The 16922-nt window shown below is 35.9% G+C and carries 14 protein-coding genes; 2 read left to right on the plus strand and 12 right to left on the minus strand.

The genetic code is table 11. The features are described 5' to 3' along the window. Positions 1-6 precede the first annotated feature (6 nt). Entirely contained in the window at positions 7-987 is a 981-nt protein-coding gene (locus RB619_RS13395) for a xanthine dehydrogenase family protein subunit M (protein WP_308098193.1), read from the minus strand. After that, the gene (locus RB619_RS13400; RefSeq protein WP_308098194.1) at positions 984-1622 is read right to left on the minus strand and encodes a 2Fe-2S iron-sulfur cluster-binding protein; all 639 of its coding nucleotides are present in this window, start codon (positions 1620-1622) and stop codon (positions 984-986) included. Before RB619_RS13400 ends, RB619_RS13395 begins: the two co-directional genes overlap by 4 nt. Before the next feature lie 327 nt (positions 1623-1949). Between RB619_RS13400 and RB619_RS13405 the strand changes: the two genes are divergently transcribed. Further along, on the plus strand, positions 1950-3086 hold the full coding sequence (locus tag RB619_RS13405; RefSeq protein ID WP_308098196.1) for a cysteine desulfurase family protein: 1137 nt from the start codon (positions 1950-1952) through the stop codon (positions 3084-3086). 130 nt (positions 3087-3216) lie between these two features. On the opposite strand, the gene RB619_RS13410 is transcribed toward RB619_RS13405, so the two are convergent. Next, complete coding sequence (locus RB619_RS13410) at positions 3217-3834, minus strand: nucleotidyltransferase family protein (RefSeq protein WP_308098198.1); 618 nt, start codon at positions 3832-3834, stop codon at positions 3217-3219. Further along, positions 3809-4933 (minus strand): XdhC family protein, encoded by a 1125-nt coding sequence (locus RB619_RS13415; RefSeq protein WP_308098200.1) that lies wholly within the window; start codon positions 4931-4933, stop codon positions 3809-3811. The genes RB619_RS13410 and RB619_RS13415 overlap by 26 nt, the downstream gene beginning before the upstream one ends. A gap of 224 nt (positions 4934-5157) precedes the next feature. Between RB619_RS13415 and RB619_RS13420 the strand changes: the two genes are divergently transcribed. Further along, positions 5158-5490: a YegP family protein gene (locus RB619_RS13420; RefSeq protein WP_308098202.1), complete on the plus strand. Its 333-nt coding sequence runs from the start codon at positions 5158-5160 to the stop codon at positions 5488-5490. Between the two features lie 59 nt (positions 5491-5549). On the opposite strand, the gene RB619_RS13425 is transcribed toward RB619_RS13420, so the two are convergent. The 8 genes from RB619_RS13425 to RB619_RS13455 form a co-directional block, all read right to left on the minus strand. Then, entirely contained in the window at positions 5550-5903 is a 354-nt protein-coding gene (locus RB619_RS13425) for a hypothetical protein (protein WP_308098204.1), read from the minus strand. Between the two features lie 324 nt (positions 5904-6227). Next, entirely contained in the window at positions 6228-7373 is a 1146-nt protein-coding gene (locus RB619_RS13430; protein ID WP_308098206.1) for a DUF2931 family protein, read from the minus strand. Between the two features lie 11 nt (positions 7374-7384). Continuing rightward, positions 7385-8794 carry a phospholipase effector Tle1 domain-containing protein gene (locus RB619_RS13435; RefSeq protein WP_308098207.1) on the minus strand — a complete coding sequence of 470 codons (1410 nt, stop codon included), beginning with the start codon at positions 8792-8794 and terminating at the stop codon, positions 7385-7387. 2 nt (positions 8795-8796) lie between these two features. Then, positions 8797-10611, minus strand: coding sequence for a phage baseplate assembly protein V (locus RB619_RS13440; RefSeq protein WP_308098209.1), 1815 nt, complete (start codon positions 10609-10611; stop codon positions 8797-8799). 196 nt (positions 10612-10807) lie between these two features. Further along, on the minus strand, positions 10808-11758 hold the full coding sequence (locus RB619_RS21095) for a family 43 glycosylhydrolase (protein ID WP_374119705.1): 951 nt from the start codon (positions 11756-11758) through the stop codon (positions 10808-10810). Next, a complete protein-coding gene (locus RB619_RS21100) occupies positions 11710-12741 on the minus strand; it encodes a glycoside hydrolase family 43 protein (protein WP_374119706.1) in 1032 nt (343 codons plus the stop codon). Before RB619_RS21100 ends, RB619_RS21095 begins: the two co-directional genes overlap by 49 nt. A 31-nt stretch (positions 12742-12772) precedes the next feature. Beyond that, the gene (locus RB619_RS13450; RefSeq protein WP_308098211.1) at positions 12773-15328 is read right to left on the minus strand and encodes an alpha-L-arabinofuranosidase C-terminal domain-containing protein; all 2556 of its coding nucleotides are present in this window, start codon (positions 15326-15328) and stop codon (positions 12773-12775) included. After that, a complete protein-coding gene (locus RB619_RS13455) occupies positions 15328-16698 on the minus strand; it encodes a glycoside hydrolase family 27 protein (protein WP_308098213.1) in 1371 nt (456 codons plus the stop codon). Before RB619_RS13455 ends, RB619_RS13450 begins: the two co-directional genes overlap by 1 nt. Positions 16699-16922: the final 224 nt, after the last annotated feature.

Genomic DNA, 16922 nt, shown 5'->3' on the forward strand with positions numbered 1-16922 from the left:
ATTCAATTATTTAGATGATGCTATAGTTAATGCTTCTACAATGGCGTTTGGTCCTAGAGTTAATTTAAAATCATTGTCTCCATAACTTTTCGCGCCTTTCATAGCCAAATTGGCAGCTTGTTTAAAAGTACTTTCAGAAATTGTTTTTCCTTTCAAAAATTCTTCTGCTTCAGTCAATCTCCAAGGTTTGTGCGCCACACCGCCCATTGCAAGACGCGCATTCACAATTGTATTGTTTTGAATATCCAAAGCTGCGGCAACAGAAACCAATGCAAAAGCATAACTGCTTCGGTCACGTACTTTTAAATAATGAACATTTTTCGTGAAATTATTATCCGGAATTTCAACAGAAGTAATCAATTCTTTATCCAGAAGTGTATTGTCTTTTTCTGGTGTATTTCCAGGCAGACGATGAAAATCTGTAAATTTAATTTGTCTTTTTCCTTTTGGGCCTTCCACTAAAACTGTTGCGTCGAGTGCAGCGAGAGCCACGCACATATCGCTAGGATGAACTGCAATACAACTCTCTGAAGCACCAAAAATCGCGTGCATTCTGTTTGAACCGCCAATGGCGCCACAACCACTTTTAGGAACTCGCTTATTGCAAGGCATATCTGTATTATAAAAATACGAACAACGCGTTTTTTGAAGCATATTACCACCAACTGTTGCCATATGTCTGATTTGCTGTGATGCACCAGCCGCTAAAGCCAATGCCAGCAAAGGATGTTTTTCTTTTATGGATGGATCTTCGGCAACTTGACTGTTTTTTGCCAAAGCACCAATAGAAACTTTTCCTGTTAGAAATTCTATTTTCTTTAAATCCAAGCCCGTGATGTCAACCAATTTATCTGGCGCAACCACATTCTTTTTCATTAAATCTACCAGATTTGTACCCCCGGCAATAAACATCGCTTCTTTTTCTTTACTGATATTTTTTACCGCCGAGCCAGATGACAATGCTCTTATAATTTGAAAGTTTTTCATATTTCCTTCCCTCCTTCTTTAACTTCGGTAATTGCATCGACTATATTATGATAAGCACCGCATCTACAGATGTTTCCGCTCATATATTCTCTAATTTCTTCTCTGCTGTTGGCGTGGCCTTCTTTGATGCAGGCAATTCCCGACATGATTTGTCCAGGAGTGCAATAACCGCATTGAAAACCATCATTTTTGATGAAGGCTTCCTGCATTGGGTGCAGTTTTTTTCCTTTCGAAAGTCCTTCGATTGTCGTTACCTGAGCATTTTGCTGCATGGTAGCCAAAGTTAAGCAAGACAAAATACGGGTTCCGTTTACATGAACCGTACAGGCACCGCATTGTCCGTGATCACAGCCTTTTTTAGTTCCAGTAAGCTGTAATTGTTCTCTTAACAAATCCAATAAAGTCGTTCTTGGTTCGATATTAAGAGTGTGTTTTTTGCCATTTACTTCAATAGAAAGCGGTACTGTTTCTAAATACTCAGCTATTTTTTCGTCCCATTTATTCTCGGAAGCCATTACCAATGAAGGCGGTGCCAAAGCGAGAGCGGTAAAAAGTCCCGATTTTTTTATAAAGTCCCGACGAGAATTTGCATCTTCATTGGTTGCTTTATTCTGATTTGTTTTTTTAGAAGCCATTCAGTCTATTTTTAAAATTAGGAAAAACACCTTTGTTATTCTAACAAATTTAACAATCTTAAAGAACAAAAAATTATAAAATTCAAACATTAGCTTTATTTAGAATAATTACAATTTCGTAGTGTGACTTAACCGCAAAGCACACAAAGTTTTTTTGATCATCGTTATCCTAAATAAACGCAAAGTTCGCAAAGCTGTAATTGATATAGCTTTGCGAACTTTGCGTTTATTTTAAACATCAATAAGAAAAAAACCTTGCGTACTTTGCGGTTAAAAAACTGATACAGCAGGTTTATTTTTTTATTTTTACAAGATTAACCCAAAAGTATGTCTCAAAAGCAAATCATCTATCTCGATAATAATGCCACAACACGTGTTGATAAACGAGTTTTGAATGCAATGCTTCCCTATTTTTCTGATTTTTATGCCAATGCTTCAAGCAGTCACATTGCTGGTTTGACAGTAAATGAAGCTGTTGAAAATGCTGCATGGCAAACCGCAAAACTTATTGGTGCGCAGGAAGACGAAATCATTTTTACATCTGGCGCAACAGAATCTATTAATCTGGCTATAAAAGGCTTAGTGAATCAAGACCGAAAACATATTGTAACGGTTTCTACAGAACATAAAGCAGTTTTAAAAACCTGTCAATTTATGGAATCGATTGGTTTTGAGGTTATTTATTTGCCTACAGCTTCAAATGGTATTTTAAATCTTGCTCTTTTAGAACAAGCAATAACTGGTAAAACATTGTTAGTATGCGTTATGATGACGAATAATGAAACGGGCGTTCAACAAAATATAAAAGCGATTTCTGAAATTGCTCACGCTAAAAATGCACTTTTTATGTGTGATGCAACGCAAGCTGTTGGAAAAATTCCAGTTGATGTTAAATTACTCGGGATTGATCTTTTGCCTTTTTCCGCACATAAATTTTATGGACCAAAAGGCATTGGCGCTCTTTATATTTCGGCGAAAGCCAAAATAAAACTGACTCCGCAAATACATGGCGGTGATCAACAACGAAAATTACGCAGTGGAACTCTTAATGTTCCAGGAATTATTGGTTTAGGAAAAGCGAGTGAAATTGCGATAAACGAAATGAAAAGTGATGAGGAACGAATTTTAGAATTAAGAAATCAACTGGAAAAAGGTTTACTGCATTTTGAAGGTTCGTTTGTAAATGGAGATAGAGCCGAAAGAATTTACAATACCACAAATATCTGTTTTCCCAGCGTTAATTCTGAAACTTTGATTCTTGCTTTACAGCATATTGCAGTTTCAAATGGTTCTTCGTGTTCTGCTGTGACTTCAGAACCTTCGCATGTTTTGAAAGCTATGGGATTGTCTGATGAAAATGCTTTGAGTTCGATTCGTTTTAGTTTGGGAAAATTTACTACATCTGAAGAAATCGAAGAAACTATTGAACGTGTTTTGACTTTGGTTCGACAATTAAGCCAATAATTTTTTTTTAAAAGTTATTGGCTCTCGCAGATTCTGCAGATTGTTCAGATTTGCATAGATACTTTTATAAATAATCTGTTAAATCTGCAGAATCTGCGAGAGAAAAAACAATGTCTTTTTGGTGAAAAAATCAAAACTCAGACATCAATTTATTATAATCGTCTTCTGTATCGATATCAATATTTCCTTTTTCAAATAAAACCGAAACGACATCCTCTGAAAATGTATTGATTATTTTTTTTGCACCTTCTTGGCCTTGCAATTCTAACAATTTGCTAAAATATTTTTTATTGAAAAGTACTGGAGTTCCAAGGGTTTCTGAATATGCCGAAGCTGTAATTCCTTTTCCGGTTTTATAATGGGCCGTAATCAGATTTTCAAAAATCAAACTTGAAACGTAAGGTTGATCGCAGACTGCAAAAATGCAGTTTTCGCTTTCTGGATATAATTCTAATAATTTTTTAAGTCCGTGAATAATTGAAGATGACATTCCGGATTGCCATTCCGGATTAAAAACAATTTTAATTCTCAACGGATCAAGTTCTTCTTCAATCAAATGATTATTAGCACCTGTAACGACAATAATTTTCACTTCTGGAACCAAAGAAGCTTCTGCAATTGTATTTTTAAGAAGCGTCGAATCCTTATAGCCAAGAAGTTGTTTTGGCTGGCCTAATCTTGAAGAATTGCCTGCTGCCAAAATTACAATGCCTGTTTTATTTTTAGATTCCATAATGAATTTCGTCATGAATTTTTCCTGCCTTGTATTTTAAGGAAGTTCCTGTTTTTCCAGATTCAAAAGCTTTAATTTCAGCAACAATTGATAACGCAATTTCTTCTGAATTTTCTGCGCCAATGTCGAGCCCAATCGGACTATGTATCCTACTTAACTGTTCTTCATTTACCGAAATCCCTTCTATTTGAAGATCATCAAGCATTCGATTTAGTTTTGATTTTGGGCCGAGAATGCCAATGTAACGGCAATCTGTCTTCAATAGTAATTTCAAAACACCCAAATCATATTTATAATTGTGCGTCATTAAAACAAAATAGGTTTGATCATCAATTACGATAGAATTTAAAAAATCCTCTTGTTTTACAACCAAAACCTGATTTGCTTCTGGGAAACGTTTTTTTGTCGCATGCGCGTTACGTCCGTCGCCAATCGTTACTTCCCAGCCTAACAAAGTTGTCATTTTTACTAATGGCTGAACATCATTTCCGGCACCGGCAATGATTAATGAAACTGGCGGATGTACATATTCTATCAACGCTTCGTCCTCTGAATTTTCCTGAAGCTTCTTCACTGAAGTTTTTTTCGTCAGCAGTATTTCTTTGGCATCTGAAATTAAATTTAATGCATTGTTATTGTGATGTAAAACAGGGCTGTCTTTTCTGAAAAACAGACTTGTTCCTATTTGTTCTGCTCCTCTTCTTAATGAAAAAATGGTAATAATTACGGCTTCTTTTCTTTCTGCTTTTAATTGTTTTAAAAGCTGAATTGGATTGTTTTCAGATTCATTGTCAATATATTCAAACAAGATATGAACGATGCCGTTGCATCCCAGCTGAAGGCCTATTTCGGCATCGTCTTCATTGCTGGTATTATAAGTGACCAATTTATTTTGTTGCTGATTTATTGAAAGAAGTGCTTTTCGGAGTGCATCGCCTTCAAGACAGCCTCCACTTATGGCACCCGTAAGCAAGCCGTCTTCGGTAACAAGCATTCGTGCGCCCGGCTGTCTATAGGAAGAGCCTTCGACTTTGACGACCGTTGCCAAAGCTGTTTTTTTTCCTGATGCTTTTGCTTCTGAATAAGCTTGTAGAATTTGGCTGATTTCCTTCATAAAATAATAATTAACCAGCAAAACAAACTTCTGATGATTCTTTAACTGTCTAAAAGTAAAAAATATTATAAAATTAAGCGAAGGAAAATCATTTAAGTTTAAAAAAACGCGTCTGTATTTAACAATCTCGAAACAATTATTTTTTCTTGCAATATCATTTATATCTCGAAGTTTTGTATTTTTATCTGAAGCAAAATAAATTAGTTAACTTAAAAATAAACTGCATGGGAAAATTTGTAATTACTAAAAGAGCCAACGGAGAATTTCAATTCAATTTAAAAGCTGGAAACGGACAAACGATTTTAACAAGTGAAGGTTATACTACTAAAGCTGCCACAACTAACGGAATCGAATCTGTGCAAAAAAATTCGCAAGATGATAGCCGTTTCGACAGAAAAGAGTCTAGCAATGGCAAGCCTTATTTTAATTTAAAAGCCAGCAATGGACAAATTATTGGATCTAGCGAAATGTACGAAAGTGTTGCCGCGAGAGAAAACGGAATTGAATCTGTAAAGAAAAATGCTCCTGATGCTGAAACTGACGATCAGACGGCTTAAAATCTTATTATTTATACTAAAAAAAAGCTGTTTCTAAAAATATTAGAAACAGCTTTTTTTCATTCTTCGATTATGGTAAAAGTTAAGAAATCTACAGGACGTACTTGTTCCTCTTCGTAAAAAGTTTTATTGGCAATTTCCTGAATTTCTTTTGTAGTCAATAGTATAATTATAGAGCCATCTTTTCTCCTAATTTCATCACATACTTTTTTCAAACTATACGATTTTCCGTCTACTGATATTGCTGTCCGATGATTTAGCATCGTATTACCAAAAGGATCGGTATACTGTATACCGTCACCATATAGACCAAAATAGGCATCATTTTTTTTATTAAAAAAATTAATGATATTCTCTTTTTCCTGAGTAATAATTATATCTCCAATTATTTTAATTGTTGGTTCTATTTTCATAATCAATCATTTAGTTAATACTCAATCTAGAATGTTTTTCGCTTCCTAACTTTTGTTGGTTCCATACCAAAAGAATCATAATCCGCTGACAAATGCAAATATTTGTTTCTAAGTTGTCTTAAATCTTTTTCCTCTTATATTTCTTGCTGATACGCATTAAACTTCTGTTTTCTGATTTCAACCTTTATACTTTTTCTGAATTTATCAATACCATTTAAAAGTACAAGTTTTCCTTCTCCAAAAGTATAATTCTACAAACGTTTGCGACTTTTTTTTTGCGAAAACTCAAAAGGAATATTCAAATTCTTGCCCTAAAAAAACAAACTACATCTGATTCTTCAAGTCATTGCTTTTATCCAAAGTGAACAATCGTAAAAACGCCTTTTCTAATTTGATTTCTTTTTTGTCGTTTTTTAGGGTCACTGTAAAATTTTTAAAATCGTCATCAACAGTTATGAAAATTGTAATAACTGACTTAGAACTTGCTTCTTCCAGTTTTTTGAAAGCTTCGATGGTTTCGTCCTCATCAAGTGTTTCCAGCCTAATCAAGTAATTCCTGTGATTTTGTGCTGTGACATACATACCTAAATTATTTGGAACTACTTTGCTGCTAGACTCTAGTATAATTTTGTTGTATTCTTCCTGACTTACTTTAGGTGTCAAATCCCCTGCTTTTTCGCTGTTAAAATAGCGTACATAATAACTATACATCTCTAGTGGTTTACTAAATTCCACTTTCCAATTGTAGCGCAACCTGTAATCGTCCCATTGTTTACAGCTTATTTTTCCTTGTTTAATTATTTCTCGGACTTTGGGAGGAACTTCTCTGGATATTAGTTCTTTTTCAACTACGTTTTCAGGCATGTCACCACTTAATTTAAAATGAGCTTTATACACTTCATTGGCTTCTTTTCGGCTCAACTCTTTGGCCTGATATCTTCCTATCTCTACCTTATTCTGGCCATCCATCCATACTACCACCATCCCTTTTGGGGCTAATCCTACCGTAAGGGAGTTGTAGGTTTCCCAATGCAGGGTTTCTTTTCCATCCTTAGATTCAATTGGAATGCCATAGTCCATATACCCTTCTTTAAATAAATTATAGATTTTTTGTTGTGGCAGCGCAAATTCTCCTTCATAAATTTTCATCTCTGTTGGTACATACCATACAATACTCACATGATCCGGGGCAGGTTTTGGCTGACCGGCCCAACCATTGCCAGAACCTGTCCAATTTGATCCTCCAGTATCACTCATGTTTGGAATCAGGGTTATGTATTTGCCTCCGCTTGAATAAAATACATTTGGCGACAACACCACTACAGGATAACCTTCTGGAGTACAAACCATTCCATCCCAATCAAATTTTTCTTCGTTCATGTTTCCTTCAATTATGTTTTCTTTCTTTTGGCACGCAGTAAATTGCGCGATTAGAATAAATGTTATTACTGTTATTATTTTGTGCTTCATTTGGTTCGCGTTTATGCGTTGTCTGCAATTATTGTACGTTTCATTGAAGTAAACCCATCTGGCCTGTTTGTTTCCATACCCATGGAGTCGCTTGCTGAAATGTGTAAATATCGGTTGCGGATAAATTTCAATTCATGAATGTTGTTCCATTTTGTCTTGAGAGATACCGCTCCTTCCTTTTGAATCGCGAGGTTCAAAAGCTTATTTTTGGCATTCTCCAGTTCGGGAATTACTTTGAAAGCTTTATATTCATTACCATCGTCAAAAGACTTAAATTTTACCCCGTTTTTCTTAGCAAAATACATCATGATGGCCAGAGCGATAAATTGATAGGAATTTTTTAGTTTTCTTGTTCCATCGTAACTTTGCCCCGCAGTTTTTACCTGCTCTTCAGTATACCAGCCTTCGGCTATCCAGTCCTCTTTTTTCTTAAACCAGGGGCGTATGACTCGTTTTTCTATGTGTTCGTATTCTTCGTAGCCCCCGCCAACATCAGAATGCGCACCAGGAATCTGAAATTCGAAGCCTACGCCTGCGTCTATAGAACTGGCAATGGTGGTGAGTGAAAAATTTTTACGATATTCGTTTTCAGCCGTAAGGTGTATCACTTTCTTGACCATACCGTCTAGACGCAATCCTAATTCTTTAACATCATTATCAAAATTATAACTCACTGCGGCGCCAAGCATATCAAAACGTCCTTCAGGCTCATAAGATGATACGGTATCAAACAAGCCTGCAAACACATACGTTATTTCGGCTTTTGGATAACTTTGTTTAAACAAATCCTGCGTTGTAGTGAGAAAACTTCGCGCCGCCGCCGCCCCGCGGCTGAAACCAAAAACCTTTATGGTCAGCTCTTTTACATATTCTTGTTTTGAGTAATAAACTCCATTAATTTTTTCATTAATTTTTGTAAACCCTTTACTTACTTTTATAGGAATCCCTGTATCTCCAGAGCCAAAGGCAAAACCCATAGGATCTCCAATCTGATCATCCTCAGTTCCTTCTCCCTCGATATATTCTTTTACGATCCTGTTTGTTTTGTCTTCAATCGCCATGTAGGACAATGCGGCTACATTGGAGTATCCGTTTTCGTAGCTACTTTCAACTTCATACGTTTTCTTGTAAATAGCTTTGCTTTCTTTACTTGTATCGTTATTCGCGTCTTTGTCCAAACGCCTGAAGGTGTTGTTTCTGTTATTTTTGGTTCCATCAAAAAACAATATGGCAGTTACTTTTACTCCTGTTAGGTTTTCAATAGTTTCATAAGTTGTAGGATCACCGTGTGTTACCCCATTCTCTTTGCCAACCTGCATTACTTTTTCGGCGATATTTTCAATACCTTTCCCACTATAGGTAATATTGTTGCCACCGGTTACTTCAATAATATCTCCTTGTACAATAGTTATCTTGCTCATAATTAAAACATGCTGGTTTTTTCTGCTGAGTTGTTTTTTATTTCTTTGTCGGAGTGCATCTCATGAGTTCCTTGACTTTGGGCTACTATTTTTCCATTAGATATCCTGGTTCTATCCTTTTCTGTTCGAGATTCTTTGTCTCCTTTTATATATTCAGACATCCTTCCTACTACATTAATCAAATAATCCGCACCTACAGATATACTGTGAAATAATCCAGTTTTCGTTTCTTTATATCCAATTGCTGTTTCGTTTATATTTTGTCCCGCACTTGTTTTTATATCTCTTCCTGCATTCATAATAATATCTTCTCCAGCTTCTAATTCAATATTTTTTGGCGCTTTAAACCTAATGTTTCCATCACCGTGAATTACGGCTATAGTTTGTCCTTTTTGGCTTTCTATTGTAATATCTCCTGTAGCATCATCTGAAATAATTCTGTTCCCACTTCGGGTCTGCAATACTTTTAAATCATTCTTTTCAGTAGCATAGCTACTTTTTGCCTGCCCATTATAATGTGTTCCCATCACATAAGGACGCTGGGCATTCCCTCCTTCAAAACTAACCAATACTTCTTCATCAATTTCTGGAATAAAATAAAAACCTTTTCCACCACCAGTATGCGGCTGAATCATTCTGATCCACTGGCTTTTTGTGCTTCCGTTCCCCCAGTAGAATTCAACTCGTACTCGCCCAAGTCCTTCAGGATCGTTGTTGTCTCTAATTTTAGCCGGCTGGGTTTCTGCTTTTGCAAAAGCTTTTGTATCGGTGTAATGAGGAGCCGAAACATCGTCTGGGATGGCTTTGAATTCGCAGGTATAATTGCCATGCACCTCAGAATGATGAATAGCTTCTATACAGATAAGATGATGCTCAGTAGTGTCGTTGATAATCGTAAAAACTTGCCCAAGTCCTATTGGGAAATAGGATATTCCTCTGTAGTAAACGCTGTTTGCATCGCTTCCTGCGGTTTGCAGTGTGACCATTTCTTCTATTTCGTCCTTGTTCTGTACATTGTTGGTATAAGCAGCGATACTCAGATCAGGCTGGGCAACGGTTCCTTGATTGAATCCTATATTCGATGCAAAGCTGTCCTTGCTTCCGGCAGAAGTTCGCAGTGAGGAATTCTTGATGCTTGAAGCTTTGTTATAATCATAACCTGCCAACGATATTTTATGTGCATTCATATTGGCCTGAATCTTAAAACTGTGCAAAGAAGCTCCGTTGATGAGTTTTATCTTAGAAGTTTTGATCTGCCCGAACTGCATGCGCATTCCGTCAAAATAAAACCACTGTCCGTAACGTTGCGCCAATCTTTTCAGAAAATCAAAACTTGTCTCATTATACTGTGCCATATAATTGAACTCTTTCATGTAGGTGGATCTTATGGCATCTCTCTGATAAAATTCTGTTGGGCCTTCTGACAAAATATCCAAAACAATATCATCCATTCCTCTTTCAAGATAAGTCCTCGATTTTGGCGTATCATCCAATACGATGCTGTGACTTTTCCCGCTTACATGAAGACCGACGGCACTGCCATTCTGATCTATCGAAGTCAGTCCGGTTATAATGCCTTTGCTCATCAGTTTGATTCCTGTAAGGCTTTTGAAGGTAAAAATAACTTCGTTGCCAATGTATTTTGTTATGGCTTTAGCTTGATCTGCCGGTTTTATGACAGCTTTGCCCGTATATTGCCATACAAATGAAAAATAATGATGATCTGCCATTTTTTGCGACAGCTTCAAATCATAATAAATAATGTTTTGAGTAAAACCTCCAATGGTAATGTGTACTTGTTCTGAGAAATGTGCCATACTTTTTATGCTAGTTTTAGTTCGTTAAATAGAAAAATTAAAAATCTATTTAGTAAACATATAGTAGCAAATCAAAAATTAAAGTACCTTGAAGTTTTATTTATAACAGAATAAGGCTTTTCGAAATTTTTATTTAAATCAAAAGAGCTGCCTCATTTCTGAAACAGCTCTTTCGATTTACTTTCTATTAAAAAAACTACTTTATATTAGAAATTCCACTATGCGTTGGAACAACTTGCTTAATACTTCCATCAGTATTGAATTCTAATTTATCCATACAAACTTCACGGTGAAAACCTCCTGCATCACCCATTTTTATTCCCGTAGGATATGAAAAACGGTGATACGTAATGTACCATTCATCCTTATTCGGAATTTTCAAAATCGAATTATGACCGGTTGCATAAATTCCCTGATCTGAAATTCCTTGAATTACAATATTGTTTTTCGGAATTTCAATTGGACCAAGTGGCGATTTTGAAGTTCCGTATCTTACTTTATAATTTGGACTTCTGGTGTCATCTTCACTCCAAAGGAAATAATACGTTCCTTTTCTGTAAATAACATACGTTCCTTCGCGGAAAGTATTGTCTACTTTAATCACTTTTGTACTTCCTTCTTTAATCGAAATCATGTCGTCATTCAATTCAGCTACAGCCATATATCCGTTGCCCCAGTACAAATAACTTTTACCAGTTTTTGGATCTGTAAAAACATCTGGATCAATTTCCTGACCACCTTTTATACCTTCAGGTCTTGTGCTTACTAATGCTTTTCCGCTATCTGTGAATGGCCCTGTCGGATTATCTGAAGAAGCCACTCCTATTTTCTGAGCTGCCGTGAAATAATAGAAATACTTATATTTTCCTTTGATCTTTTTCTCCACAATACATGGCGCCCACGCGTTTCTGTTTGCCCACTTAACATCTTTTTTCAAGTCGATGATAATTCCTTCATCTTTCCAATCAGTTAAATTATCTGATGAAAATGTTTTGAAATAATATCCTGACCAACCGTCAAAACCGTCGCTTGTTGGGTAGATATAATATTTCTTGGTTTTGTTTGAATACAGAATTTCAGGATCGGCATAATAACCTTCTAAAACTGGATTATTATTAATTTTTGGAAGCTGTGCCGCGTTCCCCATTTTGCTGTTAATCTCTTCAATTCAGAACGAGTGATTGGTAAAATCGTTCCGTGACGCGGATTAAAATCCATTGAAATATCATTATTGATAACCGCAAAATTTTCTAAATCTTTAGTTTTAGTAAACTCATATCTTCCTTTTGTATAAACATCATACATCAAAATATAATCGTCAGAATTGTTTAATTTGAAAACACTTGATCCTTCAACACCGTCGTTTGTTTGTTGCAGATAATTATCATTTTCTGTCCAATTTCCAGAAGTTAAATCGGTTGTTGTAGCCACTTTAATTCCTGCTTTTCCGCCTTCTGTTTTATAAAAAAGATGATACACGCCATCTTTTTCAATGATATCACCATCGATGCAAGCTCTTTCCGACTTTGGAACAAATAATAATTTTGGTGCGCTTTCTAAAGCTGTAAAATCTTTATTCGCATAAGCGTAATAAATTTTATCCGGTCCTCCGGCGTGCTGTAAACTAAAGTAAATCAAATACTTTCCTGCTTTTGCATCATAAATAGTCTGTGGCGCCCAAACACGTTTTAGGTTTTCGTTTCCAGGAAAAGTAGTCTGAATATTAACAACATTGCTTGTCCAGTTTACCAAATCCGTACTTTTAAGCAAAACCATAGCACGATTGCTGTCCCATCCTTTTGATGATGTCATATCGGTCAAAACCATATAAAAAGTTTTGCCATCGTCGCCACGCAAAATATGCGGATCACGAACGCCTCCAGTTGAACTGATAGCTTTGCTGTCTAGAACAGGTTTGTTATTGTTTAAACTATAGTAGTGGTAACCGTCTTCACTTACGGCATAATTCACCGCTTCTTCTTCTACTTTATTTCCAATAAAGTAAACGAACAAATAAGCCGTTAAATCTTTTTCGGCGATAACAGGCGGTACTCCTTTCTGGTTATTCTGAGCTTGTAAAACACTAAAAAATGAGGTTAGTGCAACAAGGCTTAATTTAAATTTTTTCATTCGATATTCTTTTTGTTTTTTGCTTTCAAGCTTATTTTGTTTTAACTCGCATTACGACAAATGAATACGGTGGCAACTCTTTTGAAAAAGCTTCTTTTACTGTTAGTTTCTCAGTTGAAGGTCTTGCTGTTGTATTTTCTGGCGTTCCAGTCAATAACGTATAATCAACATTTTCAGTCAAATTGAAATTTGTTGTTTCAATAGATGGCGTTACCGCGACTGGAAGTATGTTTACTAATTTGATGATCAAATCGCCGGAAGCATTGTCTTTAACCACTGAAGCTCCAATTCGTTTGTTTACTTCAGGATTTGCATCTGATACTTTAGTTGTACTTTCGATATATTGGTTACCTGGATTTTGTCCATATAACTTTTGAACAAAATAATTTACTGTTGGCTTTACTTCGTCATTATTGAAATAAATCAAATCGGGATTCCATTGTGTGTGTTTTTCTTTTGCCAAAAGCGGTGCATAAGAAGCCATTTCTACAACATCTCCATTACGTTCCACTCCAGTTAAATATAAAGCTTCCGCCAAAGCATTGTAAAATTTATTGCCTCTTGAAGCATATTCACCTAAATACACTTTTGATTTTGAGCGATCGTAACTATCATAAAAATCCTGATTATTAATAAACCAACCCGGCGTTTGATAATAATGTTCGTCAACAATTGGCAATTTCAAATCATCGGCAATTCGCCAGCCTTCATTGTAATCTGTTCCTTCAAAAAATGGCCCAACAGTACCAATAACAATAATTTCAGGATATTTTTGCTGAACGGCTTTTACGATCATTCGGTAACGTTCCTCAAAAACATCACTGATTAAATCTTCATTTCCAATTCCGATATATTTTAAGTTGAAAGGTTTTGGATGACCCGCTTCGGCACGTTTTTTACCCCAAACGGTATTCACACTTCCATTGGCATATTCGATTAAATCTAAAACATCCTGAACATATTCGTCCATATCTTCCATCGGAATTCCGAATTGCTGTCCAGAACCTCCATCAGATGAATTTTGGCACGGAACTCCAGCTGCTAAAACCGGAACGGCTTTGGCACCTAAATCTTCACAAAACTGAAAATATTCAAAATATCCAAGTCCCATCGATTGATGATAACCCCAAATATTTCGCATTGGGATTCTGCTTTCAAGCGGACCAATTGTGTTTTTCCATTTATAAATATTGTGCAGTCCGTCACCGTGCGCCACGCATCCGCCTGGGAAACGTACAAATTTAGGATGCATGTCTGCAATTGCATCTGCAAGATCTAAACGTAGTCCGTTTTTGCGATTCTTGAATGTTTTTTGAGGAAAAAGCGAAACCATATCAACAGCAGTTTCTCCATTGGTACTAATTTCTAAATGTGCATCATTTACTGTTTTTGCAACTTTCAAAACAAGATTAAATTTCTTCCAAGAAGTTGTTGGCGTAAAAGTGGTTTCGGCTAAAACTTCTCCATTCGAAGATTTTAATCGAACTGTTGCTTTTGTTCCTTTTGCAAAAACACTAAAATCGTATTTCTCATTGGCTTTTACTGTAATTCCATCAAAACCAGAATTACTGATACTTCCTTTTGAAATTATTGCATAATTTGGATTATTCGCATGAATTGGATTTCCCTTGGCAATTTTAAAATCACCACTCCAAGCCATCGTTGCATTCCATTTTTCGTCTCTTTCTTTTTTGTCGTGAAGTGCATATTCGAAATCACGATTCTGAATCAATTCGCCGTACAAACCGCCATCAGCTGCATAATTAATATCTTCGAAGAAAACACCCGTCAACATATTGCTGATTTTTTTTGACTGCTGACCGTTGATTTTAATTTCGGCTTTTACTGGTTTTAAATTAGTAAACAGCAAACTATCACTTTTTGGCGAAGTATTGTCTTTTTTATCTCTAAACTTAACCGATTCCATGTTTTTAATCATAGCATCGACTAAACTCCAATCGACTTGATGCAAAGTTCCTTGCAAAACCTCGCCCTGCAAAGTAATTTCGCTTCTAAGTTTTAAAGATGAATTTGCATCGATTACCGATGCATTGTAGTTTTTGAAATCTTTTGTAGTGCTGGAATAATTTTTTCCGCTTTCGCTGAAATGAACTACATATTGACCTTCTTTCTGACTTACCTGAACATTTTGAATAACCGATTTATCTTCGGCTTTGCCAACAAAATTTTTCATTCCCTGAATGTAATTTTGTCTTCCCCAATTCACTAAATCCTTACTTTCAGAATGTGCAAAAATGTTGTCTTTCACGCTCCAAAAGCAGTGAAAAATTCCAGCATTATCACGAATTACAAAAGGTTCTGACATGCTTTTTCCTGTTGGTCCCCAGCTTCCAAAATCTGATTTCAGAAAACTAAATTCAGGACCAATTGAAAACCAGTTTTTCTGATCCGTACTCCATGCAAAATGAAGTCCGTTTTTGCCATTATTCTTTAACGTTGAATACGCAAATAAATATACTTTATCTGGTTTTTCGTCCATTGGCTTTAAGCCAAAACCAGACAATATAAAAATAATGGTAAAAAGTAAAATCAGGCTAAAAATACTGCGCAGCAAAAATGTCTTCATTATTTTTTACCTTTTAATTGATATAAGACAGAAGCATGCGCTTTTAAATCGGCTCCAATTTCTTTTGAAGACAATTTAGATTTTTCGCCTGTCCACATATTTAAAACTTCAACTGAACCAGAAAGTCCAAGATCAGCAAGATTTACTGAAACTTTTTCTGAAGCTTGATCTGAAATATTAAATAAAGCTAAATAAACACTTCCGTCTTTAGCATTTTTTGAAGTCACTGCAATTTTTCCATCTTTCTGGAAAAGTTGTTTTACTGCTATGCTTTCGTTGTGCATTTTCACTACATTTTTATTAGTCAATAATGAAAGTGTAAAAGCGTCATTACTTGGTAAATCTCCACCAAAAAACAAAGGCGATTTGAAGATATTGAAAAACGTAATTAAGGTATATTGTTCATCTTTTGTCAAGCGCGTCATTCTGTCTTCACCGCGTTCTCCACGCACTGAAATACGTCCAAGGGGAATCATGTCGCAATCTGGCCATGTTCCCGGCGCGATGTATGGATACCATTTTTGCGCCACATCCATTAAATGTGTAATGTGTGGCCAAGTATCCCAAACGTCGTCAACCATTCTCCACATATTTGCGTGCGAACTTACGTGAGTTGCTGCAGAAATTGGTGTTTCACCTGGCGAAGTACTCAACACAATTTTGCGTCCGCATTTGTCGATCGCATTTCTGATCAAGTTGATTTCGCCTTCGTGATACGGTCTTGACAAATCGTCAATTTTAATAAAATCAACGCCCCACTGTGCGTATAGTTCAAATATAGAATTGTAATATTCCTGTGCTCCTGGTTTATCAGCTACAACAGTATAATTGTCTCTCAGCCATTCGCATTGTAAAGCTGTAGAATAAATTTGATCTGCTGTAATTCCGTTTGCGCCTTTAATTGGCATTTTTTCTTCAACTGCCTTTTTAGGAACTCCGCGCATAATGTGGATTCCAAATTTCAAACCTTTTTTGTGAACGTAATCTGCTAGAGGCTTAAAACCTTGTCCATCTTTTGCAGAAGGAAAACGGTTTACTGCTGGCAAATATCTTCCAAATTTATCCATCACGTAACGCGGATCAGTCTGGTTGTAACCGCCCGCTTTGTCGTTTTCAACAAACCATCTGATATCAACCACTATATATTCCCATCCATATTTTTTAAGCTCTTTTGCCATATAATCGGCATTGGCTTTTACTTCATGTTCCTCTACAGTTGGCCCGTAACAATCCCAACTGTTCCAACCCATTGGCGGTGTTTGCGCCCATTGCTTAAATTCTTCTTTTCCAAATGTTTTGTTTTGAGCATTAGAACAAATTGATACCAAAACAACTCCTAAAATAAGAGTAATTTTATTCTTAATTTTCATTATAATGTGGTTAGATGTTAATAAATGTAAAATTTACACTTCAAATATAATAAACTTTATTCGTAAAATGCAATTAACCTGCCTGTAAACCAAAAACACAGACAGGTTAATTGAAAAATAAAATAACTAACTAATAATTTTTGTGTTCAATTAAAAGCTCCAGAGGAGCAAAATATTTATAGTAACAAATTAATTAGAGAAATTAAGCTCCAGAGGAGCGATAT

Origin of the sequence: Flavobacterium sp. LHD-80, from assembly GCF_030929605.1 — a bacterium.
GTDB lineage: Bacteria > Bacteroidota > Bacteroidia > Flavobacteriales > Flavobacteriaceae > Flavobacterium.

What these genes read in the sequence shown, in the direction of transcription:
- RB619_RS13395 (WP_308098193.1), bottom strand. Translation starts at nt 987, where the DNA reads ATGAAAAACTTTCAAATTATAAGAGCATTGTCATCTGGCTCGGCGGTA.
- RB619_RS13400 (WP_308098194.1), bottom strand. Translation starts at nt 1,622, where the DNA reads ATGGCTTCTAAAAAAACAAATCAGAATAAAGCAACCAATGAAGATGCA.
- RB619_RS13405 (WP_308098196.1), top strand. Translation starts at nt 1,950, where the DNA reads ATGTCTCAAAAGCAAATCATCTATCTCGATAATAATGCCACAACACGT.
- RB619_RS13410 (WP_308098198.1), bottom strand. Translation starts at nt 3,834, where the DNA reads ATGACGAAATTCATTATGGAATCTAAAAATAAAACAGGCATTGTAATT.
- RB619_RS13415 (WP_308098200.1), bottom strand. Translation starts at nt 4,933, where the DNA reads ATGAAGGAAATCAGCCAAATTCTACAAGCTTATTCAGAAGCAAAAGCA.
- RB619_RS13420 (WP_308098202.1), top strand. Translation starts at nt 5,158, where the DNA reads ATGGGAAAATTTGTAATTACTAAAAGAGCCAACGGAGAATTTCAATTC.
- RB619_RS13425 (WP_308098204.1), bottom strand. Translation starts at nt 5,903, where the DNA reads ATGAAAATAGAACCAACAATTAAAATAATTGGAGATATAATTATTACT.
- RB619_RS13430 (WP_308098206.1), bottom strand. Translation starts at nt 7,373, where the DNA reads ATGAAGCACAAAATAATAACAGTAATAACATTTATTCTAATCGCGCAA.
- RB619_RS13435 (WP_308098207.1), bottom strand. Translation starts at nt 8,794, where the DNA reads ATGAGCAAGATAACTATTGTACAAGGAGATATTATTGAAGTAACCGGT.
- RB619_RS13440 (WP_308098209.1), bottom strand. Translation starts at nt 10,611, where the DNA reads ATGGCACATTTCTCAGAACAAGTACACATTACCATTGGAGGTTTTACT.
- RB619_RS21095 (WP_374119705.1), bottom strand. Translation starts at nt 11,758, where the DNA reads ATGGGGAACGCGGCACAGCTTCCAAAAATTAATAATAATCCAGTTTTA.
- RB619_RS21100 (WP_374119706.1), bottom strand. Translation starts at nt 12,741, where the DNA reads ATGAAAAAATTTAAATTAAGCCTTGTTGCACTAACCTCATTTTTTAGT.
- RB619_RS13450 (WP_308098211.1), bottom strand. Translation starts at nt 15,328, where the DNA reads ATGAAGACATTTTTGCTGCGCAGTATTTTTAGCCTGATTTTACTTTTT.
- RB619_RS13455 (WP_308098213.1), bottom strand. Translation starts at nt 16,698, where the DNA reads ATGAAAATTAAGAATAAAATTACTCTTATTTTAGGAGTTGTTTTGGTA.